The organism is Pseudactinotalea sp. Z1732 (assembly GCF_049724975.1).
Classification (GTDB): domain Bacteria; phylum Actinomycetota; class Actinomycetes; order Actinomycetales; family Beutenbergiaceae; genus CALKWS01.
Window position 1 is genome coordinate 518,294 of record NZ_JBMPQC010000002.1, and the last position, 25,300, is coordinate 543,593.

The 25,300-nt window shown below is 69.6% G+C and carries 24 protein-coding genes; 14 read left to right on the plus strand and 10 right to left on the minus strand.

Features of this window, described 5'->3' with window-relative positions; translation table 11 throughout:
• Window positions 1–24: 24 nt before the first annotated feature.
• Both hisG and ACPL7H_RS06150 read left to right on the plus strand, forming a co-directional pair.
• Window positions 25–867, plus strand: coding sequence for an ATP phosphoribosyltransferase (hisG, locus tag ACPL7H_RS06145; protein WP_424796158.1), 843 nt, complete (start codon window positions 25–27; stop codon window positions 865–867).
• Window positions 868–965: 98 nt separating this feature from the next.
• Window positions 966–1,436: a PH domain-containing protein gene (locus tag ACPL7H_RS06150; RefSeq protein ID WP_424796159.1), complete on the plus strand. Its 471-nt coding sequence runs from the start codon at window positions 966–968 to the stop codon at window positions 1,434–1,436.
• Here the strand turns inward: ACPL7H_RS06150 and ACPL7H_RS06155 are convergent.
• Entirely contained in the window at window positions 1,368–2,480 is a 1,113-nt protein-coding gene (locus tag ACPL7H_RS06155) for a DUF3866 family protein (protein ID WP_424796160.1), read from the minus strand. The genes ACPL7H_RS06150 and ACPL7H_RS06155 overlap by 69 nt on opposite strands.
• Window positions 2,481–2,605: 125 nt before the next feature.
• Here ACPL7H_RS06155 and ACPL7H_RS06160 point away from each other — a divergent pair, with 125 nt between their 5' ends.
• From ACPL7H_RS06160 to ACPL7H_RS06200, 9 genes are all read left to right on the plus strand, one after another.
• Window positions 2,606–3,583, plus strand: coding sequence for a helix-turn-helix transcriptional regulator (locus ACPL7H_RS06160; RefSeq protein WP_424796161.1), 978 nt, complete (start codon window positions 2,606–2,608; stop codon window positions 3,581–3,583).
• Complete coding sequence (locus tag ACPL7H_RS06165) at window positions 3,573–4,565, plus strand: helix-turn-helix transcriptional regulator (protein WP_424796162.1); 993 nt, start codon at window positions 3,573–3,575, stop codon at window positions 4,563–4,565. Before ACPL7H_RS06160 ends, ACPL7H_RS06165 begins: the two co-directional genes overlap by 11 nt.
• Window positions 4,566–4,608: 43 nt before the next feature.
• Window positions 4,609–4,938 carry a hypothetical protein gene (locus ACPL7H_RS06170; protein ID WP_424796163.1) on the plus strand — a complete coding sequence of 110 codons (330 nt, stop codon included), beginning with the start codon at window positions 4,609–4,611 and terminating at the stop codon, window positions 4,936–4,938.
• Between the two features lie 148 nt (window positions 4,939–5,086).
• On the plus strand, window positions 5,087–5,356 hold the full coding sequence (gene tatA, locus ACPL7H_RS06175; RefSeq protein WP_424796164.1) for a twin-arginine translocase TatA/TatE family subunit: 270 nt from the start codon (window positions 5,087–5,089) through the stop codon (window positions 5,354–5,356).
• Window positions 5,357–5,358: 2 nt separating this feature from the next.
• Entirely contained in the window at window positions 5,359–6,351 is a 993-nt protein-coding gene (tatC, locus tag ACPL7H_RS06180; RefSeq protein ID WP_424796165.1) for a twin-arginine translocase subunit TatC, read from the plus strand.
• A 46-nt stretch (window positions 6,352–6,397) separates the two neighbouring features.
• Window positions 6,398–7,351 carry a diacylglycerol/lipid kinase family protein gene (locus ACPL7H_RS06185; protein ID WP_424796166.1) on the plus strand — a complete coding sequence of 318 codons (954 nt, stop codon included), beginning with the start codon at window positions 6,398–6,400 and terminating at the stop codon, window positions 7,349–7,351.
• 58 nt (window positions 7,352–7,409) lie between these two features.
• Entirely contained in the window at window positions 7,410–10,190 is a 2,781-nt protein-coding gene (locus ACPL7H_RS06190; RefSeq protein ID WP_424796167.1) for a DEAD/DEAH box helicase, read from the plus strand.
• A 325-nt stretch (window positions 10,191–10,515) separates the two neighbouring features.
• The gene (gene lnt / locus ACPL7H_RS06195; protein WP_424796168.1) at window positions 10,516–12,168 is read left to right on the plus strand and encodes an apolipoprotein N-acyltransferase; all 1,653 of its coding nucleotides are present in this window, start codon (window positions 10,516–10,518) and stop codon (window positions 12,166–12,168) included.
• The gene (locus ACPL7H_RS06200) at window positions 12,165–12,929 is read left to right on the plus strand and encodes a polyprenol monophosphomannose synthase (RefSeq protein ID WP_424796169.1); all 765 of its coding nucleotides are present in this window, start codon (window positions 12,165–12,167) and stop codon (window positions 12,927–12,929) included. Before lnt ends, ACPL7H_RS06200 begins: the two co-directional genes overlap by 4 nt.
• Here the strand turns inward: ACPL7H_RS06200 and ACPL7H_RS06205 are convergent.
• Complete coding sequence (locus ACPL7H_RS06205; protein ID WP_424791026.1) at window positions 12,905–13,252, minus strand: RNA polymerase-binding protein RbpA; 348 nt, start codon at window positions 13,250–13,252, stop codon at window positions 12,905–12,907. The two genes, ACPL7H_RS06200 and ACPL7H_RS06205, sit on opposite strands and share 25 nt — an antisense overlap.
• 140 nt (window positions 13,253–13,392) lie before the next feature.
• On the opposite strand from ACPL7H_RS06205, the gene ACPL7H_RS06210 reads away from it, so the two are divergent.
• The gene (locus tag ACPL7H_RS06210) at window positions 13,393–14,352 is read left to right on the plus strand and encodes an aldo/keto reductase (RefSeq protein WP_424796170.1); all 960 of its coding nucleotides are present in this window, start codon (window positions 13,393–13,395) and stop codon (window positions 14,350–14,352) included.
• Window positions 14,353–14,476: 124 nt separating this feature from the next.
• Window positions 14,477–16,906: an ATP-binding cassette domain-containing protein gene (locus ACPL7H_RS06215; RefSeq protein WP_424796171.1), complete on the plus strand. Its 2,430-nt coding sequence runs from the start codon at window positions 14,477–14,479 to the stop codon at window positions 16,904–16,906.
• Window positions 16,907–16,979: 73 nt separating this feature from the next.
• Here the strand turns inward: ACPL7H_RS06215 and ACPL7H_RS06220 are convergent, their stop codons facing one another.
• The 6 genes from ACPL7H_RS06220 to idi are packed head-to-tail and all read right to left on the minus strand — an operon-like array spanning window position 16,980 to window position 22,836.
• Window positions 16,980–18,161, minus strand: coding sequence for a hydroxymethylglutaryl-CoA synthase (locus ACPL7H_RS06220; RefSeq protein ID WP_424796172.1), 1,182 nt, complete (start codon window positions 18,159–18,161; stop codon window positions 16,980–16,982).
• Window positions 18,158–19,228: a hydroxymethylglutaryl-CoA reductase gene (locus tag ACPL7H_RS06225; protein WP_424796173.1), complete on the minus strand. Its 1,071-nt coding sequence runs from the start codon at window positions 19,226–19,228 to the stop codon at window positions 18,158–18,160. The genes ACPL7H_RS06220 and ACPL7H_RS06225 overlap by 4 nt, the downstream gene beginning before the upstream one ends.
• Window positions 19,229–19,241: 13 nt before the next feature.
• Window positions 19,242–20,327, minus strand: a complete 1,086-nt coding sequence (locus ACPL7H_RS06230) for a phosphomevalonate kinase (protein WP_424796174.1) — start codon at window positions 20,325–20,327, stop codon at window positions 19,242–19,244.
• On the minus strand, window positions 20,324–21,298 hold the full coding sequence (gene mvaD, locus ACPL7H_RS06235; RefSeq protein ID WP_424796175.1) for a diphosphomevalonate decarboxylase: 975 nt from the start codon (window positions 21,296–21,298) through the stop codon (window positions 20,324–20,326). Before mvaD ends, ACPL7H_RS06230 begins: the two co-directional genes overlap by 4 nt.
• Window positions 21,295–22,236: a mevalonate kinase gene (mvk, locus tag ACPL7H_RS06240; protein ID WP_424796176.1), complete on the minus strand. Its 942-nt coding sequence runs from the start codon at window positions 22,234–22,236 to the stop codon at window positions 21,295–21,297. Before mvk ends, mvaD begins: the two co-directional genes overlap by 4 nt.
• A gap of 48 nt (window positions 22,237–22,284) precedes the next feature.
• Window positions 22,285–22,836, minus strand: coding sequence for an isopentenyl-diphosphate Delta-isomerase (gene idi, locus ACPL7H_RS06245; protein WP_424796177.1), 552 nt, complete (start codon window positions 22,834–22,836; stop codon window positions 22,285–22,287).
• 172 nt (window positions 22,837–23,008) lie between these two features.
• Between idi and ACPL7H_RS06250 the strand changes: the two genes are divergently transcribed.
• The gene (locus ACPL7H_RS06250; RefSeq protein WP_424796178.1) at window positions 23,009–23,914 is read left to right on the plus strand and encodes a GNAT family N-acetyltransferase; all 906 of its coding nucleotides are present in this window, start codon (window positions 23,009–23,011) and stop codon (window positions 23,912–23,914) included.
• Here ACPL7H_RS06250 and sigJ read toward each other — a convergent pair.
• Both sigJ and ACPL7H_RS06260 read right to left on the minus strand, forming a co-directional pair.
• Window positions 23,911–24,780 carry an RNA polymerase sigma factor SigJ gene (sigJ, locus tag ACPL7H_RS06255; RefSeq protein WP_424796179.1) on the minus strand — a complete coding sequence of 290 codons (870 nt, stop codon included), beginning with the start codon at window positions 24,778–24,780 and terminating at the stop codon, window positions 23,911–23,913. The two genes, ACPL7H_RS06250 and sigJ, sit on opposite strands and share 4 nt — an antisense overlap.
• Entirely contained in the window at window positions 24,777–25,208 is a 432-nt protein-coding gene (locus ACPL7H_RS06260) for a carboxymuconolactone decarboxylase family protein (RefSeq protein WP_424785929.1), read from the minus strand. The genes sigJ and ACPL7H_RS06260 overlap by 4 nt, the downstream gene beginning before the upstream one ends.
• Window positions 25,209–25,300 lie beyond the last annotated feature (92 nt).

Consider the following 25,300-nt stretch of genomic DNA (forward strand, 5'->3'; position numbering starts at 1 on the left):
CCGGCGCTGACCAAGGAGAGACGCGTGCTGCGAATCGCCCTCCCGAACAAGGGATCTCTCGCCGAGCCCGCGAGCCACATGCTGCGTGAGGCCGGCTACCGCCAGCGTCGCGACGGACGCGAACTGGTGCTGCCCGACCCCGACAACAACGTGGAGTTCTACTTCCTCCGGCCCCGCGACATCGCGGTTTACGTAGGGGCCGGAACCGTGGACGCGGGCATCACGGGCCGGGACCTGCTGCTGGACTCCGGGGTGGACGCGGTGGAACATCGTGCGCTGGGCTTCGCCGGCTCCACGTTCCGGTTCGCCGCCCCGGCCGACCAGATCGCAACCGTGGCCGACCTCGCCGGTAAGCGCGTCGCCACCTCCTACGCAACCCTGGTCGATGACCACCTGAGAGCCCGGGGCATCGAGGCCGAGGTGGTCCGGCTGGACGGGGCGATCGAGTCGACGGTGCGCCTCGGGGTGGCCGATGCGGTGGCCGATGTGGTCGAGACCGGGGCCACGCTCCGAGCCGCGGGACTGGAGGTCTTCGGCGAGCCGATCCTGCAGTCCGAGGCGGTTCTGATCCGCCCGGCCGGGCCGGAGGCTCCCGGGCTGGTGGTCCTGGATCGCCGCGTGCACGGGGTGCAGGTGGCCCAGCGGTACGTCCTGATGGACTATGACTGCCCGGTCAGCGTGGTCGAGCGTGCGGTCTCGGTGACACCCGGTTTCGAATCACCCACGGTTTCGCCGCTGCACGACAAGGGGTGGGTGGCGGTCCGGGCGATGGTGGAGCGGGACCGCACCAACCAGATCATGGATCAGCTCTACGAGGTGGGCGCCCGGGCCATCATCGTGACCTCCATCCACGCCAGCAGGATCTAGCGGCGCCACCCCGCCCGGGCTGCGCACGAGCAGGTGGCCGCTGCGGATGCGTCCCAGCAGCCACGGATGCACGATGGAGCAGGAGGTCTCACCGCACCATGTCCCGCCAGGACGATCCGTACCGGCCCTTCCGGCCCCGCGCCACGCGCGTGATCATCCCCATCCTGTTGGTGGCCTGCATCGCCGGATCCGCAGCAATCATCGTGCGTCTGGTGCAGTTCTCCAGTGACTACTCCGCCCAGATCCTCTCGGTCGTCCTGGTGCTGGCCCTGGTGGTGAGTTTCCTGCTCCGGGTGCTGGCGATCCGCGCCGTCCCCGACACCGAGGGGCTGCGGGTGTACAACATCGTGCTGCGCCACCACCTGCCCTGGCAGCGGATCGTCTCGGTGCACTTCGGGGACCGGTCCTGGGTCCAACTGGACATCGCTGACGGCACCACGTTGTCGGTGATGGCGGTCCAGCGCGCCGATGGGACCTACGCCCGCCAGGAGGCCGCCCGGTTATCGGCCCTGGTCACCGCCGCTGAGGGTGTGGGCGAGGACCCCGGCCACCGCCGCGGTCAGGAATGAGGCCGGGTCCTGGTCCAACCCACGTCCCATGGTGGACAGCGGTACCGGGCTCTGCGCCAGCGCCTCGGTGAGCCCGTCGGTGCCGACCGAACACAGGCGGTGCCCCGCCGCGGTCAGCGCACCGGACTGCTCCTGGATTCGATCGGCCACCTCGGCCAACGCGGCCGGCAGTACCGGAACCGGGATGTCCACCGGACGCAGGGCCACCTTGGTCAGCGCGGTCAGGGAGTGGTGCGAGATGCCGTAGTGACGGGTGCGCCGGTCGGCGCCGGAGACCCGCAATACCGCCACCGGGGCACCACCGAGAGCCGCGGCGGCGTTCAGGGCCTCGCCCACGGCCACGCCGGAGAAGCCCCAGGCGGTCCCGGTACCCACGTTCCCGGGACCCTGGGCCACGACCACCAGATCTGCGCCCAGCACGTGCCGGGCCACCAGGAGGCCGGTGTGGACGTTCACCGCTTCGTGGTCTCCGCCGAAGGCCTGCCCCACCGAGATGGTCCCGATCAGCCAGTCTGCCTCGCGCAAACCTGCCACGGCGCGGGAGAACCACACCGGCAGCGCGGCGTCGTCGGTCATCAGATAGGCGACCCTGGGCCTGGCTGCACCGGCCTGTCCGGCCGCCCACCGGGCGCCGGCCAGCACCGCCGGGAGCGCCGAGTGCAGGTCCGCCACCACCACCGGCAGACCGTCCAGGTCAGCCGCGTCGGCCAATTGGGAATGGAACGGGGACTCCTGCTCATCGGCCGCCAGCACCATGGTCTGCAGCGGGGTGTAGCGGGACTTGATGATGTGGCCGGGTCCGGGCGGTGGATCCGGGGGCAACCGATCCGGGAGCGCCACCACGAAGGCGTATCCGCCGGTACCCAGGCCGCGGGCCAGGGCGGTGGTGTTCAGCAGCACCCGGTCGCCCGGGCGCGGATGTCCCACCAGATCGGGATAGGCGAGGGCGCGCATCGTCTCATCGCCCACGCTCACCTGCACCTCGATCGACCCGGTCCAGGCCCGACCGAGTTCGGTCACCACACCCTCGCGCCACGTGATCACCTGGGCAACCTACCCGCTTCCTGGCGCTCCCGGGCTGCGATGACCGGCGGAGCGGCGCCTCACGGCCCCGGTCTCGAGCCAGGGCTGCGGTGCTCCACCGGGAGGTTCGGCATTAGCCTGGGGGTATGAGTGCACGCCTGGACGCCGCCGAACGGCTGCTGGCGCTGGTGATTGCGCTGTCCCACACCACCCACCGGATGACGAAGGGGCAGATCCGTGCGGGCGTGGCCGGGTACGCCGATGCCCGCTCGGATGAGTCGTTCGAGCGCATGTTCGAGCGGGACAAGGACACCCTGCGCAGCCTGGGCGTGCCCCTGGTCACGCTGACGGACCCGACCCACGAGGATGATGTCGGCTATCGCATCGACACCACCGCCTACGCACTGCCGGCGGTCGACTTCACCCCGGCGGAAGTGGGGGTGCTCTCGCTCGCGGCCCGGGTGTGGCAGGACTCGCGACTATCGGCCCAGGCCCAGCGCGGCCTGACGAAACTGCGGGCCACCAGCGCCAGCGCCCAGGCACTGGAGCCCGCCCTGGCGCTCCGGGTACGGGGCCCCGATGCTGCCTTCGACGAACTTCTGGAGGCGATCATGGCCCGCCAGGCCGTGCAGTTCGACTACCGGGCGGCCAACACCGGGACCGTGGCCCGGCGCACCGTGGAGCCGTGGCGACTGTTCGCCAAGGACCGGGGTTGGTACCTGGTCGGATTCGACCGGGACCGGGACGCCCAGCGCCGTTTCCGGCTCTCCCGTATTGCCGGGCGCGTGCACCGGGAAGGGCCGGCCGGTGTCGTCGTCATCCCCGGCCCGGAGGCTGGTGGGGACCAGACCCCGCGCACCCGGGTCCGGGTGGCGGTACTGCCCGAGCGAGCCGCGGCGCTGCGGGTCAGGGCCACCGCCCCCGCGCAGCCGGACCCGGAGGGGAGTCGTGAGGTGCTGGAGGTCGAGGCTGCCGACCCCGAACTGATCGCGGAGGAGCTCGCCGGGTACGGCGAGGCCGTGGTGGTGCTGGATCCGCCGCAGGTGCGCGAGGCGGTGTTGCGACGGCTCCGGGCGATCGCGCACGTCCACCCCGGCCAGGACGGAGGACCCCGTGCGGGCTGAGAACTCCGCGGATCGGGTGGTGCGCCTGCTGGCTCTGGTGAGCTATCTGGACGATCACCCCGGGGTGAGGGTGGCCCAGGTCGCCGAGCACTTCGGCGTCAGCGAGGCCCAGGTGCTCAAGGATGTGGACACGTTGTGGGTCTCCGGTACTCCGGGGTATCAGCACAACGACCTGATCGACTTCGCCGCCGATGATCATGAGCGCAACATCCTCACCCTGATCGAGCCCCAGGGGATGGAGACCCCGTTGCGACTCGGTGCCGTCGAGGCGGTTTCGCTGCTGGTGGCGTTGCGCTCCCTGGCCGAGACCGCGGGGGCGGGGGAGCAGGAGGTGGTCGCCTCGGCGCTTGAGAAGCTCACCGCCGCTGCCGGGAGCGCCGCGCACGCGGCCAGGTCTATCGATGTAGGCACGGGTCGGTCCGGAACCGACGGGATCGATGATCGGCTGGACCAGGTGCGTACCGCGATCGAACAGGGCCGCCAGCTTCACCTGCGATATGTCTCGGCTGCCGACGTGGTCTCGCATCGCACGGTGGACCCCTTGCGCTTGCTGACCGACTCCCAGCGCTACTTCCTGCACGCGTGGTGCCACCGCGCACAGGACCTGCGCCAGTTCCGGGTGGACCGCATCCTGGACCTGGAGGTCCTGGAGGTATCGGCTGCCGACCACTCCGACCTGCACACCGCCGACACACCCGATCCGGAACTGGCCAGCGCGCGCTGGCGGGTCCGCCTGGAACTGGCGTCCCGGGCCCGGTGGGTAACCGAACAGTTCGAGGTGGCCGGGGTGACCGAACTCGGCGAGGGCCGCTTCGCCGTACAGATCGATGTGGTGGACCCGTCCTGGTTGCGCAACCTGGTAGTTTCCCTCGGCCCCGACGTCTTGGCGGTGAGCCCGCCCGAGGTCGCCGCGGAACTGTCCGACTTCGCTCGCCAGGCGCTCAGAGCCTACGACGAGGACGCGGCAGCCACCGGTCAGTAGCGGGGGGACCCGCGCGAGGCCGGGGGCGCCTAGACTGTGGGGTATGTGGTTCGCGATCTGGACGCTGCTCATCCTGGGCGCGCTGGCCTTCCTCGCCTACCTGGGATGGCGGTTGTGGCGGGGCTCGATCCAGCCGCTACTGGTCGAGTTCGGCCGGGCCGCAGAGGTCACCGGTCGCCTGGCGGAGCAGGTGGCGCAGTTGCAGCAGGCCCACCCGGACCCGGTGTTCACCCCGGACGTGTTCGCCGATGCCGCCCAGCGCGAGGGATTCGCGCGGCTGCGTCATGAGGTCAGGCAGATCCGGCGAGATCGCAAGGCCGAGCGCAGAGCCCGCACCTACGCCCGATGGCGGGAACTGGGTCAGCCGTTCTGAGGCCGGCGTTGCCGGTGCGGTCCGGGTAGGGGCGGATCCGGGGTGTTCACGACGTGTTCGTTCAGCGAACCTGACGGCACCGGTCAACGGGGGATACACTCGGCAGGTAGACTGGGTGGAAATGCGCCTCGTCGTGGAGGGATCTTTTATGTTGCGCAATCCGGCCTTCTGGGTCGTCCTGTTCCTGGTCATCGTGCTGCTCTTCGGGGCGAACAAGCTCCCAGCCCTGGCCGGCAGCGTGGGCAAGTCGCTGAAGATCTTCAAGAAGGAGGTCAACGAACTCCAGGAAGATGGTGAGGCCAAGTCCGAGCAAGACTCCGGTACCGCCACCATCTCCTACGACCAGCCCACGGCGAGCACGCACCAGCCACCGCAGGCGACCCGGCACACCGGTTCACCCGCTGAGCCTCCGAAGTAGGAGTGCCGCAGCGCAACACCCGGCGCCGCGACCCTGAGGGACGGATGTCCCTGTCCGCCCACCTGAGGGAGTTGCGGCGGCGGTTCATTCTGGGTGCAGTGGGCGTCCTCGTCGGCGCCATCGCGGGCTGGTTCCTGTCCGATCAGGTGCTGGTAATCATGCAGGAGCCGATCGAGCGGCTCCAGGCCGAGGGCCTGAGCGCGCAACTGAACTTCCAGGACGTCACCTCCGCACTGGATGTGAAGGTGCGGGTCTCCTTGACGCTTGGCCTGATCCTGTCCAGCCCGTGGTGGATGTACCAGGTCTGGGCCTTCATCAACCCGGGCCTGACCACCAAGGAGAAGCGCTACACGGTCGGCTTCGTGGGCGCCGGTGTCCCGCTGTTCGTCGGCGGGGTGGCGATGGCGTGGATCGCCCTACCCAACACGGTCCGGCTGCTCACCCAGTTCACCCCTTCGGGCGATACCGCCTCGAACTTCATCAACGCCACCGTCTACCTGAAGTTCGTCATGCAGTTCGTGCTGATCTTCGGGTTCGCCTTCCTGCTGCCGCTGATCATGGTGGCACTGACGTTCCTCGGTGTGGTGCGTGGCGTCACGTGGCTGCGGGGGTGGCGCTGGGCAGTCATCCTGATCTTCGTCATCGCCGCACTGGCCACCCCCACGGCTGACCCGGTCACCTTCATCCTGATGGCTATCCCGGTGATCATCCTGTACTTCATCGCGGTGGGCGTGTGCGTGCTGCGCGACCGCAGCAGGGACAAGAAGGCCGCCGCGGACGACGACGACTCAGCGGCCGAGGGGCCGGGGGACGAGGGACCAGCACAAGGCGGAACAGGCGACGACGACGGCGCACCAGGCGGCGGCGGCACCGTGGGTGAGGGGTCGGTCGAACCGGCCGGCCAGATCGCCGGGGGCGGTGCAGCAGAGACCGCCCCGGACGACCCGGTTGAGGAACTTCCGCGCGGGACCGGCTCGGGCACCGCCCCGGCGTGAGCCGTCCCCAGCCCAGTGGGCCCGTTCCCGGCTGCAGGGCACCCGTGTGACCACCGTCGGTGTGGTCATCAACCCGACCGCCGGGAACGGGCGAGCGCAGGGACGGGGCCTTGAGGTGATGGCGGCGCTGCGCGCCAACGGCGTCCGCACGGTGGACCTGAGCGGACAGGACGCCGAGCACGCCCTGGCCCTGGCCCGCGCCGCCCTGGACACCCTCGACGCACTGGTGGTGGTCGGTGGTGATGGGATGGCGCACCTGGGCGTGAACGCGATCGCCGGCACCGGTGTCGCGCTCGGACTGGTGCCGGCCGGTTCGGGCAACGACCTGGCCCGCGCGCTGGGCGTCCCGGTCGGTGACGTACCCGGCGCAGTGCGGATGATCCTGCAGGCCGTGGCCGAGGGGCCCCGGTACATCGACGCGATCGCGACCAACTCCACCGTCGCTCCGGCCCGGGTTCCGCGCTGGACGGCCTGTGTGCTCTCCGCGGGCCTGGATGCGGCCGTGAACGCCCGGGCGAACACCTACCGCTGGCCCGGTGGTGCGGCGCGGTACCTGCGCGGAGTGGTGGCGGAACTGGCGACCTTCACGCCGTACCACTACCGGATCACCATCGATGGACAGGTGCGCACCCAGTCCGCCACCTTGGTGGCACTGGCCAACGGGCCCACCTTCGGTGGCGGCCTGAAGATCGCCCCGAACGCCGAGTTCGACGACGGCTTGATGGAGGTGGTCATCGCCGACGCGCTGAACCGGCGCCAGATCCTTCGGATCTTCCCGCGGCTGTACAACGGTACGCACCTGTCTCACCCGGCCGTACACGTGATGCGGGCGCGGGAGGTGACCCTCGAGCCCGGGGGAGAGGTCCCCCCGCCACGAGCATTCGGCGACGGAGAGGACCTGTTCGCATTGCCGCTGACGGCGAAGGTGCTGCCTCGGGCGGTTCCGTTGCTGGCACCCAGCCCGGAATCGTCGCCACGGCGCCCGGCACACCGGCGTTGAAGCCGCTCGGGCGCTGCGGGCACGGCAGCGGGGTGCCACGGCACTTAGGGTGGTGAGTATGGCCAGTCCTGCCGAACGATATGCCGCCGCACGGGCGAGGGCCCGGATCGAACGTAGCCAGTTCGGAACCTTCGAGGCTCGGATGGAGTTCGAACTGGATGACTTCCAGCGCGAGGCGTGCCTGGCGGTCCAGGACGGACACGGAGTCCTGGTGGCTGCCCCCACCGGGGCGGGCAAGACGGTGGTGGGGGAGTTCGCGGTCGACCTGGCACTGGCCACCGGTCGCAAGGCCTTCTACACCACCCCCATCAAAGCGCTGTCGAACCAGAAGTACCTGGATCTGGCCCGCGAGTACGGCACCGAACGGGTCGGACTTCTCACCGGGGACACCTCGATCAACTCCGAGGCACCGGTGGTGGTGATGACCACCGAGGTGCTGCGGAACATGCTCTACGGTTCCTCACCCACCCTGGCCGGCCTGGGGTTCGTGGTGATGGACGAGGTGCACTATCTCGCGGACAAGTTCCGCGGCCCGGTCTGGGAGGAGGTGATCCTGCACCTGGCCGGCGACGTGCAAGTGGTCTCGCTGTCCGCGACGGTCTCCAACGCCGAGGAGTTCGGCGAGTGGCTCACCGCTGTGCGGGGCGATACCGCCGTTATCGTGGCCGAGCGTCGTCCGGTCCCCTTGTGGCAGCACGTCATGGTCGGCTCACGCATGCACGACCTGTACGCCCACGACGTCGATCCCACGGACCCGGGGGTGGACCCGCCTATCAGCCCCGATCTGATCGAGGCGATCCGCACCGCCGAACGGCCTCGGGACAACCGTTCCCGCGGCCGCAACCGCCACTCGGGCCGTCGTCCCCGGGGCCCGGTGGTGCGCCCCGCGCCGCGCTCGGTGGTGGTGGAGCAACTGGACCGCGCCGGACTGCTGCCGGCCATCGTGTTCGTCTTCTCCCGGGCCGGCTGTGAGGGTGCGGTGGCCCAGCTCCAGGCCAGTGGGATCAGATTGACCACCGTGGCGGAGGAGAAGCGGATCGCGGCGATCATCGAGGAACGCTGCGCCGACCTTCCTCCCGAGGACCTGCAGGTGTTGAACTTCTGGTCCTGGTCCCAGGCGCTGCGCAACGGGATCGCCGCGCACCACGCCGGCATGCTGCCGGTGTTCAAGGAGACCGTGGAGGCGCTGTTCACCGCCGGGTTGGTCAAGGTGGTGTTCGCGACCGAGACCCTGGCACTGGGGATCAATATGCCGGCCCGCAGCGTGGTGCTGGAACGGCTGACCAAGTGGGACGGGCAGACCCACGCCGAAGTCACTCCGGGGGAGTACACCCAGTTGACCGGCCGAGCGGGGCGACGCGGTATCGACACCGAGGGACACGCCGTCGTCCTGTACTCATCCGGCTTGGACCCGGTGGCGCTGGCCGGCCTCGCCTCCCGGCGCACCTACCCGCTGCGCTCCAGTTTCCGGCCCACCTACAACATGGCCGTCAACCTGATCGCCCGCGCCGGCTACGCCCAGGCGCGGGAGGTCCTGGAGACCTCCTTCGCCCAGTTCCAGGCTGACCGCGGCGTGGTAGGCCTGGCCCGCCGGGCCCGTCGGCTCACCGAGGCGATGGACGGTTACGCCGAGTCCATGCGCTGCCACCTAGGGGACTTCGCCGAGTACATGGACCTGCGTCGGTCGATCTCCGACCGCGAGTCCGAGTTGTCCCGGGCGCGTTCGCGCGCCCAGCGCCAGGCGGTCTCCAATCTAGCCGCCACACTGCGGCGCGGAGATGTGATCCAGGTGCCCTCCGGGCGCCGCTCCGGGCACGTGGTGGTGCTGGAGGCCCCCTCGGCTCCGGGCCTGGACGGACCGGTGGTGTCGGTGATCACCGCCGATGCACGACTGCGCAAGCTCTCCGGGGCGGACCTGCCCTACGGGACCACTGCGGTGACCCGGGTCCGCATCCCGAAGGGATTCAACCCGCGCAAGCCCGCGGAACGGCGGGATGTGAGCTCGGCGATGCGCACCGCACTGGGTGCACTGGCCCATGATGACCCGGCGACGATGAAGAAGGCCCGCGCCAAGGTTCCTTCCACCGCTGCCACCGATGACACCCTCGGATCGCTGAAGAAGCAGTTGCGTGCCCACCCCTGCCACGGGTGCTCGGACCGGGAGGAACACGCCCGGTGGTTCGAACGCTGGCACAAACTGCGCCGCGAGCGCGAGGGTGTGATGAAGCGGATCGAGGGTCGCACCTCCTCCATCGCCCGCGACTTCGACCGCGTCTGTGACGTCCTGCTCTCGCTGGGCTATCTGCGGCACAAGGACGATGAGTGGAGCCTGACGGGTCAGGGGTCGTGGTTGCGCCGGCTGTACTCGGAGAAGGACCTGGTGCTGGCTGAGTGCCTGCGCTCGGGACTGTGGGACGGGCTGAACCCGGCGGAACTGGCTGCGGTGGTCTCGGGCGTGCTCTTCCAGTCCCGCTCGGATGAACCTGCCGTACCACCGATCCCGGGCCCACCCGACGGTGTGCTGGCGCTGGCTGCCACCGGTACCGCGCGCATCGCCCGGCAGATCGCCGCAGCCGAGGCGGATCGCGGCCTCAGCCCTACCGAGCCGGTGGACCTGGGCATGGTCCGGGCCATGTACCGGTGGGCCTCCGGCCGCGGCTTGGAGGATGTGCTGGAAGCCGACGAACTCGCTGCCGGTGACTTCGTGCGGTGGGCGAAGCAGGTCCTGGACGTGCTCGACCAGTTGACCCATGCTGCCCCGCAAGAGGATCTGAGGACCAACGCTCGCGAGGCGATCCGGACGGTTCGACGGGGCATCGTGGCCCACGGCACCTGGTGACATCCCGCCCGCCCGGGGCACCGGGCCACGCCATCCGGCGACACGCCGACAGATCACGATTCCTGCGCCCGCCTGACCTGCGTGGACATTGTTGACCTGCACAAACACCAGGTTGGCGGAACCGGGCCGGGCAGGTATCTTCTCTCTCGTACTGCTGGGGAGCCATTGAGGCAGGCAGTGACCGACCAGGCCCGTACGTTCCATAGAAAACGTGAACCCTCCTGCGGTTCCGGACCGAAGGATGTGCGGGCCGGTCGGTGCCCCTTCACCGGCGCGCTGCTGCCGGCCGTCCCCCCGGTGCGCACCGACGACGTATCCTCAGGTGGTGCCCCACACGACCTCCCGCCGACTCCCGGCGTCGCTGCTGGCCGCCCTTGGCGGCGTGCTCACCGACACGGCTTTCCCGGACCGTTCCCTCTGGCCGTTGGCCTTCGTCGGCGTCGCGCTGTTGGTGCTGTCCATCCGGAGGGACTCGGCCCGGTGGGCCTTCGCGATGGGCACCGTGTGGGGCCTGGGGTTCTTCTTGCCGCACCTGTGGTGGGCCAACTACGCCGTCGGGGCGGTGCCGTGGGTGGCGCTGGCGCTGTCACAGTCGTTGATCACCGGCGCGGGGCTGGCGATCTGGGTGTGGGTCCGGCGTGGCTCGCACATGCAACGCCTGCACCTGATGGCCGCGATCCCGTTCGCGCTGGTGTGGGTGATCACCGAGCAGGTGCGCCAGGTCTGGCCCTTCGGTGGCTTCCCCTGGGGCCGCCTCGGCTTCTCCCAGACAGACGGCCCACTGCTCGCGCTGGCCTCGGTAGCGGGTGCGCCGCTGGTCTCGGCCGCGGTGGTCGGCATCGGGTACCTGTTGGCCAGTGCGGTCGTGCGGCTGGCGCGGATGGACCTGGTGCGCGGGCCGGGGGCATTGGTCGCCGCCTTCGCCCTGGTGGGTGTCTCGGCGCTGATCCCGCTGCCCACCCAGGCCGAGGAGGGCACCCTGCGGATCGGGGCGGTGCAGGGGAACGTGGCCACCCCGGGCCTGGACGCTTTCGCCCAGGCCCGGGAGGTGCTGGACAACCACGTCTCCGGCACCCACAACCTCCTCGCCGAGCACGGAGAGGGACTGGACCTGATCGTGTGGCCGGAGAACTCCTCCGACTACAACCCGCGTGTTGACGAGATCGCCGGTGCCGGCGTCGAGGAGGTCCTCCGGGCCGCAGACGTTCCGTTGCTGATGGGAACCGACCGGCACGCCGGGGACGCCAGGTTCAACGAGATGGTGCTGTGGGAGCCCGGGCAGGGCGATACCTTCGCCTACGCCAAGCAGATCCCGGCTGCCTTCGCCGAGTACATCCCGATGCGCGATGTCGCCCGGTTGTTCTCCCCGGCCGTGGACCTGGTACGCACCGACATGGTGGGCGGCACCGCTCCTGCCGTCGTGCCCGTACCGGCGCCCGCCCTGGACCGGCAGGTGCTGGTGGGCACCCCGATCTGCTTCGAAGTGGCCTACGACGCGTTGAACCGTGAGGCGGTGCTCGCCGGCGCGGAGGTGCTGCTGGTGCCCACCAACAACGCCTCCTTCGGGTTCACCGCCGAATCCACCCAGCAACTGGCCATGTCCAGGCTCCGGGCGGTCGAACACGGGCGGGCCACCATCCAGATCTCCACCGTGGGCGTCAGCGGCGTGATCACGCCCAACGGGGTGCTCACCCGGACCACCGAGCTGTTCACCCCGGACCACTTCGCGACCACGGTGCCGTTGCGCTCCACCCTGACGATTGCCGACCGGATCGGGGATTGGCCGATCATCGCCTCCACCGTGGCGGTTCTGTTGTTGTTCGGGGCCGGCATCGTCACCGGGCGGTCGAGCCGACGTGCGGCCGCCGGATCAGGGACAGGACGACCCCGTCAGGGCTCCGCACCCCGACGGGGGACGTCGGAGGGGTCCAGGGCCGGCGCTCCGAGGCGGGCGGTGGCTACGAAAGGGACACGGTGACCGCGAGTGCCGCCAGGGTGGTGGTGGTCATCCCCACCTACAACGAGCGTACCTCGCTCCCGGTGACTCTGTCCCAGTTACGTCGGGAGGTACCGGGCGCGGACGTCCTCGTCGTCGATGACGCCAGCCCGGACGGCACCGGGGCCTGGGTGGAGGCTGCGGCGGCGGACGACCCACAGGTGCACGTCCTCCACCGCGCCGGCAAGGAGGGCCTCGGCCCGGCCTACCTGGCCGGGTTCGCCTGGGCCTTGGACCGCGAGTACGACGTGGTGGTGGAGATGGACGCCGACGGATCTCACCGTGCCGAGGATCTGCCCGCGCTCCTGACGGCGCTCACCCCGGGGGTGGACCTGGTCATCGGGTCACGCTGGACCCCTGGGGGAGCGGTGCAGAACTGGCCCGCGCACCGGCGGTGGCTGAGCAGGAGTGCGAATCGGTACGCCAAGGTGGCCCTGGGCCTGGGTGTTCGCGACGCTACAGCCGGCTTCCGGGCTTATCCCGCCGACGCCCTGCGAGGCCTCGACCTCGCCGGGGTGGCCTCCCAGGGGTACTGCTTCCAGGTCGATCTGACCTGGAGAGTGCACCGCGGCGGGGGACCGATCGTGGAGGTCCCGATCATCTTCGTGGAGCGTGAACAGGGCACCTCCAAGATGGACCGGGCCATCGTCGTGGAAGCGTTGTGGCGGGTGACCGCGTGGGGCGTGCAGGCCCGCGCCACGCGGTTACGTGCCTGGGCTCAGGCGCTCTGGCGGCGCAACTGACCGCTGCGTAACAGGGCCAGGCGCTCGTCCAGCAGTTCCTGCAGTTCAGCCTCGGTACGCCGTTCCAGCAGCATGTCCCAGTGTGTCCGCACCGGTTTCGTCTGTTTCGGCTCGGGCCGGGAGGCATCACGCAGTAGGGCTTCGCCCCCACCGGGTGCCTCCCACACGGGTGGGATATCGGCATCGGCGGCGAAGGGGATCACCAGGGTGCGCCCGTCCGGGCAGTCGTAGACCGCCTCGATCCGGGGGGCAAGTTCCACGCCCTCCTCGGTCTCCAGACTGTTCGCGCCGATCAGCATGCCTCGTAGTGCTCGTTCAGCCATCGCCCTCTCCTTCCGGGATAGATGGTGCGTCCACCTACTACAACCAGTAAGCATGGCCCGGTGTTCCGGGTCGCGGGTGAAGGTGCTGTGAAATTCACGCGCGGGGTACGTGCGTTGCCGGTAGGCCTAGGCTGTGGGGTATGAGCGAGATCACGATGAAGTACCGGCAACTCGGCCCTTCCGGTTTGACTGTCTCAGTGGTGGGGCTGGGCTGCAACTCGTTCGGGGTAACGGTGCCCACAGAACGGGTCACGGATGTGGTCCGGGCGGCACTGGACGCCGGGATCACGTTCTTCGACGTCTCCGACACCTACGGGTCCACAGCCGGGGAGTCGGAGGAACTGCTGGGAAAGGCGCTCGGCTCCCGGCGCGCCGATGCGGTGGTGGCGACGAAGTTCGGGATGGACACCGGCGGCTTGAACGGGCCGGACTGGGGTGTTCGTGGCTCCCGGCGGTATATCCGGAAGGCGGTGGAGGGCTCGCTGCGCCGTCTGGGCACCGATCACATCGACCTGTACCAGATGCACCGGCCCGACCCACACACCCCGGTTGCCGAGACCTTGGCAGCCTTGCACGAACTCGTCGCCGAGGGCAAGGTGCGCTACCTGGGCTCGTCGAACTTCACCGGATGGCAGATCATCGATGCGGACTGGACCGCGCACACCGCCGGAACGACGCCGTTCGTCTCGGCCCAGAACGAGTACAACCTACTCAGCCGGGGCCTGGAGGACGAGGTGATCCCGGCGCTGGAGCACATCGGCGGCGGGTTGCTGCCGTTCTTCCCGCTCGCCTCCGGTCTGCTCACCGGCAAGTACCGGCGCGGGCAGGACGCCCCGGAGGGCACCCGGCTGGCGCGGCGGCCGGACCGGCTTGCCGGCGCCGACTTCGACATGATCGAAGCCCTGCAGCACTTCGCCGAGGAACGGGACCTGTCCATGCTGCAGGTGGCAATCGGCTGGCTGGCGGCTCAACCCGGCGTTGCCTCGGTGATCTCCGGAGCCTCCAGGCCCGAGCAGGTGCGCTCCAACGCCGCGGCCCTGTGGCACCCCGAGCCGGACGATCTGGCCGAACTGGATCGCATCACCGACACGGCCACGTAATCGACGTCCGCGTCCGGAGCCGAGCACGGTCACTCCGGTCCGGGTGGACAGGAATTCCCCTTGGGGGCGTGGGTCGGAAGGAGTAATCTCCGAGACCTGCACCTCGGCGATCGGATGGAGCGGTATGACCACGGCGACAGCAACCACCGCTTCTGTCGAGAGGCACCCGGCAGACAGTCACGACCTGCTGCGGGTCCACGGGGCGCGGGAGAACAACCTGACCGGTGTGGACCTGACGATCCCCAAGCGCCGCTTGACCGTGTTCACCGGAGTGTCGGGGTCGGGCAAGAGTTCACTGGTCTTCAACACGATCGCCGCAGAGTCCCAGCGGATGATCAACGAAACCTACCCGGCGTTCGTGCAGGGCTTCATGCCCGCCATGCCCCGCCCGGACGTGGACCTGCTGGATGGTCTGACCACCGCGATCATCGTCGACCAGGAGCCGATGGGCGCCAACCCCCGCTCCACGGTCGGCACCGTGACCGACACCGGCACCATGCTGCGGATCCTGTTCGCACGCCTCGGGCAGCCCCAGATCGGCTCGGCACAGGCGTTCTCCTTCAACGTCGCCTCGATCAGCGGCGCCGGGGCGGTGGCGTTCGAACGCGGCGGACGCGAGGTCAAGGAACGGCGGGATTTCACCATCGTCGGCGGGATGTGCCAGCGCTGTGAGGGCCGGGGAACGGTCTCGGACTTCGATCTGGAGGCGTTGTATGACTCCTCCAAGTCCCTGGCGCAGGGGCCGTTCAGCATCCCGGGGTGGGGCCCGGACGGTTGGTACGGACGTATCTACCAGGGCACCGACTTCCTGGACGCCCACAAGCCGATCGCGGACTTCTCGGCCAAGGAACTCGATGCGTTGCTGTACAAACCGGCGACCAAGATCAAGGTCGACGGCGTCAACGTCACCTACGAAGGCGTGATCCCCAAGCTGCAGAAGACGATCTTGGCCAAGGACAAGGAGGCGATGCAACCGCACGTGCGGGCCTTCGTCGACCGGGTGATCACGTTCCGGACCTGCCCGGACTGCGAGGGCACCAGGCTCAACGAGACCGCCCGGTCCTCTCGGATCAACGGCCTCAACATCGCCGAGGTCTCCGCGATGCAGATCACCGATCTGGCGGGGTGGGTGCGCGACCTCGCCGACGAGGCTGACGGCGGCACGGGGGGTACCCACCAGGCGCATGGCAGCGCCGGGCCGTTGCTGGATACCCTGGCGGCCACGCTGGACAACTTCGTCCAGATCGGACTGGGCTATCTGTCGCTGGACCGCCCCTCCGGCACCTTGTCCGGGGGCGAGGCTCAGCGCACCCGCATGATCCGGCACCTCGGTTCGGCGCTGACCGATGTCACCTACGTCTTCGATGAGCCCACCATCGGGTTGCACCCCCACGACATCGAGCGAATGAACACCCTGCTGCTGCGGCTGCGTGACAAGGGAAACACCGTGCTCGTGGTCGAGCACAAGCCGGAGGTGATCGCGATCGCCGACCACATCGTGGACCTGGGCCCGGGCGCCGGGAGCGCCGGGGGGCAGGTGGTGTTCGAGGGGGGCCTCGCCGATCTTCGCACCAGCGGGACCATCACCGGCCAGCACCTCGATGACCGAGCCGCCCTGAAGGACCACGTGCGCACCGCCGCGGGCGCTCTGGAGGTCCGAGGCGCCGGCACGCACAACCTCAAGGACGTCGACATCGATATTCCGCTGGGAGTGTTGTGCGTGGTCACCGGGGTGGCCGGGTCGGGCAAGAGCTCGCTCATCGAGGACTCGGTGGCGGGCCGGGACGGCGTGGTCGTGATCGACCAGGGTGCGATCAAGGGCTCGCGGCGCTCCAACCCGGCCACCTACACCAGCGCGCTGGAGCCGATCCGCAAGGCGTTCGCCAAGGCCAACGGCGTCAAGCCCGCACTGTTCAGCGCCAACTCCGAGGGCGCCTGCCCGGCCTGCAAGGGCGCCGGGGTGATCTACACCGAACTGGGCTTCATGGAGACCGTGGAGTCGGTGTGCGTGGAATGTGAGGGCCGCCGGTTCCAGGCGGCGGTGCTGGAGTACACCCTGGATGGGCGCACGATCGCCGAGGTGTTGGCGATGTCGGTCGCCCAGGCCGCCGAGTTCGTCGCCGACGGTCCGGCGCGGACCCCGCCGGCGCACAAGATCCTGCGCCGGATGGTCGACGTAGGCCTTGGGTACCTCACCCTCGGCCAGCCGCTGACGACATTGTCCGGCGGCGAGCGACAGCGGCTGAAACTGGCGACCCGGATGGGCCAGAACGGCGGAGTGTACGTGCTGGATGAGCCCACCAACGGTTTGCACCTGGCCGACGTGGAGCAACTGCTGGAGTTGCTGGACTCCCTGGTGGAGCAGGGCACCTCGGTGATCGTGATCGAACATCACCAGGCGGTGATGGCACACGCGGATTGGATCATCGACCTGGGGCCGGGCGCCGGGCATGAAGGCGGGCAGGTCGTCTTCGAGGGAACCCCCGCCGACCTGGTGGCCACCCGGGCCACCCTGACCGGCCGGCACCTGGCCGACTACCTCAGAACCCGGTGACGCCGTCGTTGCGCCGCCGCTTCGCCGACGTGGCTGACGGAGGCACCGGTCGGCGAACGCCCGACAGCGGGTCTCAGCGGGGAGCGGTGGCCTCGTAGATGCGTTGATCGTCGCGCACGCCGGCGAAGCGGAACGGGCCGCGCGTCTCGTGCCGGTTGCTGTAGTTCGACGGGTCACTGCGCGGCATGATGCGCTGACGCGCGAGGTAGGTGTTGTCATCGATCCGGGGACGATCGGCCAGGATCTGTTCGTTGGTGCCGTTGCGGATCTGTGCCCGGTAGCCGCTCATGACAGTGCCGGTGAGGAACTCCGCGACCGCGCCGGACCCGTAGCTGGCGATCGCCACCCGCTCACCGGTGAGATCCGCGGGATCATCCAGCAGGGCCAGCAGCGCCAGGTAGACCGAGGCGGTGTAACTGTTCCCGATCCGGCGGTTGTAACCCATCGTCGGCGCGACCTGGGCGGTGAGCGTCTCGGTGGGCACATCCGCGCCGGCGTGCTTCGCCAGGTACTGGTGGGCCTTGGCGGCCATCTTGGTGAACGGCTGGTGGTAGCAGAACCGGTTGATCGCCTCGAATGCCGATCCACCCTGGGCGCGGTAGTCATCGAAGGCACCGGCGACGGCGTCGAGGTAGGCGCTGATCGAACTGTGCCCGTCCACGATGGCGGTCACCCGGTGGTTGGGGCGCCAGAAGTCCATCACGTCCTCGGTGAACACCCCGGCGGCCGGCTCCAGGGCGAGCAACGCCGGATCGGCGGACACGGTGAACGCGGCCGCCCCGGCACCCTGGGTGGGCTCGGCGGTCGAGCCCAGTTCGTAGCGGGCGATATCGCTGGCGATGACCAGCACCTTCTCGGCCGGGTTACGGGCCACGAGCGCGGCGGCGAACTGCATGGCAGCGGTAGCGGAGTAACAGGCCTGTTTGAGTTCGACCACCCGAACGTTCGGAGGCAGGCCGAGCAGCCGGTGGGCGTAGACACCGGCCGACTTCGACTGGTCGATCCCGGTTTCGGTGGCGAACAACAGGGTGCGGATTCGCTCGCGACCGGCCCGCTCCACCACCGGTAGAGCCGCCGCCGCCCCGAGGGTGACGATGTCCTCGTCCTCGGCCACGACGCTCATCTCGGTCTGGCCGAGGCCCCGGTAGTACTTCGCCGGGTCGGCCCCGAGCCGTTCGGCGATGTCCGCCAGGTCGATGCGGAAGCCGCCGGTGGACATCGCGAGGTCGTCGATACCGATCACGGAACTGCTCACTCCTGGTTCGAGGGGTTGGATGTCTGGGTGCTGCGTTCTTTGCGTTCGATCGCCACGTGTGCCGCCATGAGTTCACCGGGGTTGGTCTGGGCTGCGAGCAGGGACAACTCCCCGCACCACACCGCGGCGGCACACAATCCGGCGAGCCTACGCGCGTTCTCCCCCGGTGCGCGATCGGCGCGCAGCCCGAGGCGGGTGAGGTTGTCCTCCACGAACGTCAGACCCTTGCCGCTACCGACCGTTCCCACGATCAGATTCGGCAGGGTGCAGGAGAAGTAGAGGTCACCACCGTCGACCTCGGCCTGGGTGATGCCCTGCGAGCCCTCCACGATGTTGGCCGCGTCCTGTCCGGTGGCCAGGTAGAAGGCCAGCAGCATGTTGGCGTAGTGGGCGTTCGCCGACCGGATACCACCGGCCAGGATGGTGCCCACGAGGTTCTTGCGGGTGTTCAGCTCCGCGATCTTCTCCGGGGTGCTGCGCAGCCACTTCTGCACCACCTCGCGGGGGATATGTGCCTCGGTGACCACGTGCTTGCCTCGGCCCAGGATTCCGTTGACCGCCGTCGCCTTCTTGTCCGAGCAGTAGTTGCCCGAGATCGAGCCGTAGCGCAGCTGCGGCCACTGCGCCATCAAGTGCGTCATCAACCGCTCGCTGGCCAGGGTCACCATGTTGTGGCCCGAGGCGTCCCCGGAGAGGATCTCGAAGCGCAGGAACAGCAGCCGCCCGGCGATCTCACTGTGCATGTCGATCAGTTCGGCGAACCGGCTGCTCGCCGACACCACCTGCTGCAACTCGGCGAATCGGCTGCGGATCTCGCTGAGCACCTGCACCGCGACGCCTGCGCCGTCGAGTTCGAAGTAGACCGAACGGCTCATCCGCTCGGTCACCAGAGTGGTGCCGATACCGTCCTCGATCAGCCGGGAGATCCGGGCCCCGCGGCCCACCGAGGGCCACAGCGGGGCTTCATAGGTAGCCAGCGGGACCTCGTGCTCGCCGGTGATGACGTTCCCGCTCAGTCGTATCGGCCCGACCCACCTCAGGGGTACGGGCGCCGCCTGTTCGCTCATCGCTCTATCATCCTCACTGCGCCGTCACGGCGCTCGTGCGTGGGGCCGCGGCCAGCGGCAGCCGGCGCACACCGGACCGTTCCCAGTCCCGCAACATCGGCTCGAGGTCGCTGCCGCAGGGGGCGAGCACGATCCCGCAGTCACCCCCGCCGGCCCCGGAGGCCTTGCCGGCAGCCCCGATGCGCTCGGCGGAGGTCACCAGGTGAGCAAGCGCCGGTGTCTCGATTTCTATTCCCAGTCCTGCGCCCAGACCGATCAGCAGGTTCCGCGCTTCCCGCACCGCCGCGAGCACGGCCGCACTATCGTGCTGTTGCAAGCCCGTGATCAGGTCCTGCACCCGGGCGCGGCTACCCGCCAGGAACGTCTCGTAGCGCACATCCTGGGACCGACCTCGCTCCCGCACCTCAGCGACCAGCGACGTCGTCGAGGCCGCCGCGCCGGTCCAGCCCACGATCAGGTCCAGGCCACTCGGTGCGGGCAGCGGGGTGACCTGCAGCAGCGGCCACGACGCACGCATCGCGGCGAGCACACCCACCCGGTGGCGAAGAGCCGCGACCACGGCCCGGTCGGGGGAGTGGTAGGCGAGCCACCCGCCGAAGGTGCTCGCCGCGACGTCGCCCCCGGAGGCCGAGGGCGCCACCTCGACCGTGGCGAGCAGCGCCACCTTGAACTGTTCGAACGCGGTCAGGCCCAGTCCGTAGAACTGATCGAGCGCCCGCACCACGGCGACCGTCACCGCCGCGCTGGAGCCGAGCCCGTACTTGCGGCCGTCGGCGTCGTCGAGTTCGCTGGTGATGTCCAGGCTGTGCCAGCGGGGCTCGATTCCCAGATCGGCCACGAGTGCCTCGACCGTGCGGACCGCCGACAGCACGTGGTCCAGCGGACGGTGCCGCGGTTCGGGCACCACCCGGGCACGTTCGTCCCGCTCCCAGCGCAGTGGCTGCGGCCCGTAGTGCGCCGAGCGGACGGTGCCGTGCCGCTGCGCGGGGGCCACGCGCACGCTCACGTACCGGTCGACGGCCACGAGCACAGCGCTGCCGCCGGGTTCGACGACTGCGTACTCACCGGCGATGAAGAGTTTGCCCGGCGCGTGGATCATCGGGTGCTCTCGACGCGCACGCCGGGCCCGGGGCCGGCGATGAGAAGGTCTACACCCTCGAACGCCCCGGCGAACCGTTCGGTCACGGCTGCCGTGTCCGATGGGCGGCACAGCACCTTGACATTGGGTCCGGCGTCCATGGTGGCGTAGGCCGGCACGCCGTCGGCGCGCAACTGCGCGACCAGGTCGAGCGCGGCGACCGTGTCGGCGTTCCAGTACCGCACCGGCGGTGCGGCGCCGAGCATGGTGGCGTGCATCCGCAGCGCGTTGGCCTCGGCCAGTTCCCCGACCGCCCCGAAATCGGCGTCCGCGATCGCCCGGCGCATGGCCTCCAGTTCGGCTGGTACCGAGGCCACCCAAGCCGGGAAGAACGGGGAGGTCGCCGCGGTGCGGCGCATCGCCTCCCGGCTGCCCACGGGCTTGCGCCCGGGGGACAGGACTGCGACGACGAGCGCCAGCTCGAGCGCTGACGCGGGGAGGGGCTCGGCGTAGGAGGAGGCGTCGTCGCGGCCGACGTGCCACTGGACCAGGGCGCCGAAGACGGATCGGGCCGCCGAGCCGGAACCGCGGCGTGCCAGGCGGGACAGGTCCCGCTCGCTCAGGTCCAGTCCGTAGGCGCCGCTCGCCGCAGCGGCAAGTGCGGCGAAGCCCGAGGCGGACGATGCCAATCCGGCGCCGGTGGGCATCTCGTTGGCGGTCTCGACGACGGCCCGAACCCGGCTTCCGGCCAGTTCGCGCACCAGATCGAGGAAGGAGCGCACCCGGGTGAGGTCATCGCCACTCATGGCCTCTCCGCGCCAGGTCGCGACGTCGTCGTCGGCCCCGGGCGCCAGCGTGACGGTGGTTCGGGTGGGGGCCACGTCGAGAGTCATCGACAGGCTTCCGGTGGCCGGTAGGTTGAACGTCTCATCGCGCTTGCCCCAGTACTTGATCAGCGCGATGTTCGGATATGCCACGGCGGTGATGCTCATGTCGCCCCCAGCGTGACGATCCACCCGGCGACGGCACCCGCGGCCGTCATCGCCGACTGCACCACCTGCCCACTGGCGGCGTCCGGCGTCACGGCGATCACGCAGCCTCCGCGTCCGGCGCCGGTGAGTTTGGCTCCCGCTGCGCCGGCGTCCAGGGCTGCCGTGACCAGGCGGTCGATCGCCGGGTGCCCGACGCCCAGGTCGGTGAGCGCGTCCTGCGCTTCGGTGAGCCGCCGGCCGAACGCGGTCAGGTGCGCCTGCTCCAGATCCAGCACCGCGGCTCGGGTCAGATCCCCGAGACGGGCCAGCAGCGAGCGGCCCAGGGCCGGGTCGGCGTCCACGATCTGGCGCACGCCGGCGACGGCATCATCGGTGGAGGCCCGCACGCCGGTATCAGCGACCACGAAGCACACCGGGGCGCCCAGGGTCAGAGGGGTGGCGACGTGGTCGGCGAACAGCAGCGGTTCCCGGGCCCGGGTGGCGTGCGCATCGATGCCGCTGGGGTTCCCGTGGGCCACCCGCTCGGCGGTCTGCACGAGTGCGAAGCGGCTCGCATCGTCCAGTGCTACCCCCGCATACGCCCGCACGGCCTCGACGATCGCGTTCGCGGCAGCCGCGCTGGCCCCCAGGCCCGCCTGAGGTGGGATTCCGCTGCGTACGACGATCTCGACATCCTCGGCCGGCAATCCGAAGAACGTCAGCGACTCGACCGCGGCGACGCCCACCGAGGCGAACTGCTGGGGTAACTCGGTCACCGGCAGGCTCGCGTCGCCCGTGCTCAGCCGGAGCGGACCGGGGCAGTGGTGTACCTCGGCAACTGTGCGCAGCGGGGTGATCGGCAGTGCGATGGCCGGGTGGCCATAGACGGCGGCGTGCTCACCGACCAGGATCGCCTTGGCGTGCGCCGAGCCCGTGGGCAGGACGGCGGGTGGGGGCATCCAACGGCTTTCGGCAAGGCGGACGTGAACGGAGACCATCCTAATGACTCAGCGGGCGCTGAAACCCCACTCGGGGAGCCGGGGACGAGCGATCTGCCACACATGGTCGAACCAGGCCGTGAACGGCTCCGCGGCGCGCAACCGGGCCAGGTCGTCCCCGGTGACGAAGACCACCTCGTCGACCTCGCCCGGCGCGGGCACGAGCGAGGCCGGGTCGACCCGCCCGGCGAATACGTGATTGTACTCGTGTTCGTACAAGCCGCTGGCGCTGTCATGTACGTGGTACCGGACGGTGCCCAGTTCCACCAGGTCGGTGACCGGGGCGCCGAGTTCGTCCTGATGGCGCCGCGCGACGGCGTCGGCCGGCGGTTCACCGGGGAAGGGGTGCCCGCAGGTGCTGTTGGTCAACATCAGGGGGGAGTGATACTTCACCGCGGCCCGCCGCTGCAGCAGCAGCCGGCCGTCGTCGTCGAAAGCGAACAACGAGAACGCGCGGTGCAGCGTGCCGGGTTCGCGGTGGACCTCGAGCTTCTCCGCCACCCCGATCGCCCGGCCGTCCTCGCTGACCGTCTCCACGAAAATCCTCTCGTCGCCTGCCATCCGTACCACCTTTGCTGTCCAGGTCATCCGGCTGTGATGACTGATCCACTTTACCCGGCGGGCACACGCATCAGATGTAGCGCTGCACACGCGTGGGGCCGGACGAGGTGCTCCTGGTGTCCGCCGAATATTCGGTTGTCCGGGAGCACCTCTCGTGGTGGAGTCATGCCTTGTGTCCTCCCGATCGCCCCGACAGATCCGCGCGAACGGCCGCGAAGCCCTGTCTCTGACCACGACGTTGCTGCAGCGGGCCCGCCTGCAGGATCCCCGGGCGGGGGTGTGGGAAGCGGCCGATGTGCAGTGGTCCTGGCGGTTGCCGCGTAGTTCCGACGGAGTCGACACACTCTTCTGGGTCGACGATGACGGACCGGTCGCCGGGGTGTGGCTCACCAGTGACAACCCCGGCTGGCAATGCGATCCGATCCTCGTCCCGGGGGCCTTCGGCCTCGAGCCCGCTGACGTGTGGCACCGGGCACTCCAACACGCCGGCGAGCATGCGGGGGAGGGGTTCGAGGTCCCGGTGGGTGACCACGACCCGGTTTTCGCCGCCCTCGCCAGACAGTCCGGGCTGATAGCCGGAGAGGGGGACGGGACCGCGTGGATGGAGGCCTCCGCGCGGCCGCAGGTTCCTGGGCTTCCGGAGGGCTTTGTGCTGGTCGATCGCACGCAACGGCGCGGCACTCCGCATCCGATGCGCCACCGGAACGGCGACGACGTCGAGACCCGACTGGGGGAGTGCTCGCTGTATGACCCGACGCTCGATCTGGCGGTGGAGACCGATGACGGCCGTCCGGCCGGGTACTCGTTGTACTGGTTCGACCCGCTCACCAGGGTGGGTTTGGTGGAACCGGTACGCGTCGAGGCCGAGTTCGCCCGGCGTGGGCTCGCCAGGGCGATGGTGGGCACCGGTATCGATCGCCTGGCCAGGGCCGGGGCACGGCGGGTGAAGGTCTCCTATGAGTCCGGCGCCGCAGCCGCGCTCTACCACGGCCTCGGTTTCCGGCAGGCGTCCACGACGACGTGGTACCGAAACGCCGGTACGAGGCAGCAAGGCTCCCTCGTGACCGAACTCCGCTAGCGCAGCCGGGTGAGCTTGTCCGGGTTGCCCAGGACATAGGCCCTGGTGACCACACCGTCACCGATGTCGATTCTGAAGACGCGCTCCACGCCGTCGGAGATCAGTCGGAACGCCGGACATCCGTTGACGCCGATGAGGACGGATCGGCTCGGTGGTGTCCTGGTTGTCACGCCCACCAGGAACCGGACCACACGATCGGGGCCGTAGATCGGGCGCAGCGCGGCGCGTGTTCTGCCGCCGGCGTCGCTGAGCAGCACCACATCGGGGGAGACCAGCGACATCGCCTCGCTCACGTCGCCGGCCATGATCGCCGTGCCGAGCCGATTCAGGAGGCTCCGGTGCCGGTCGAGGTCGGCCTCCTGGGGGAGGGGACCGAGTTTGGCCCCGGCGCGGTGACCGAGTTGGCGGCAACTGGTCGGGGTGCGGCCCAACATCGGGGCGATCTCGGTGTAGGGGTAGTCGAAGGCGTGGCGCAGCACGTACACCGCGCGTTCCTCCGGACCCAGCCGGTCCATGAGGTGCAACAGGGCGAAGTCCAGGCTCTGGCGCTGCTCCGCGCTCTCATGCGGCAGCAGCGCGGTGTCGATCGGTTCCGGTAGCCAGGAGCCCACGTAGTCCTCCCGGCGACGTTGCATGGTGCGCAGCCGATCCAGACTCAGCCGGGTGGCCACGGTGGTCAGCCATGCCTGGACCTCGCGCACGTGCTCCGGGCGTCGGGTCTGCCAACGGATCCAGGCCTCGGCCGCGACGTCCTCGGCATCGGCCCAGCTGCCGAGGATCCGGTAGGCCACGCCGAGCATCCGCCCATTGAGCCGCTCGAACTCCTCCTTGGTCAGTCCGAGCGGCTCGGCCGGGGCCGAGGTCACAGATCCTGCGCCTCCATACCTGTGGCGATCGCGATCCGGTTCCATACGTTGATGGTCGCGATCGCGATGATGAGATGTCCAGTGCCTTTCTCCCCCCAGCGCCGCACCGCCTCGTCCCAGACCGCATCACTGACTCCGTGTTCGCCGAGTCTGGTGACCTCATCGGTCAGGGCGAGCGCGGCTTCCTCGGCGGGGGACCACAGGTCCAGCCCGCTCCATCCGGCCTCCAACGCGGCGATGCGCTCATCGGACTCACCGAGTTTGCGGGCGTCGCGGGTGTGCATGGCCAGGCAGTAACTGCACCCGTTGATGGCCGAGGCCCTGATCTTGACCAGTTCGTAGGTGCGCTTGTCATTGACCTTGCGGGCGTAACTCTCCAGCGCCAGCACGGGGGCGTAGGCGAGCGGAATGACCTTCTGTAGGTGCATGCGGGGCATCGTGTCCTCCTGGCATTCGGGATCGGGTGTCATCCCAGAGGACGCCTGCGCCGCCGCGAGTGTGACACCGGATTCGCACCCCC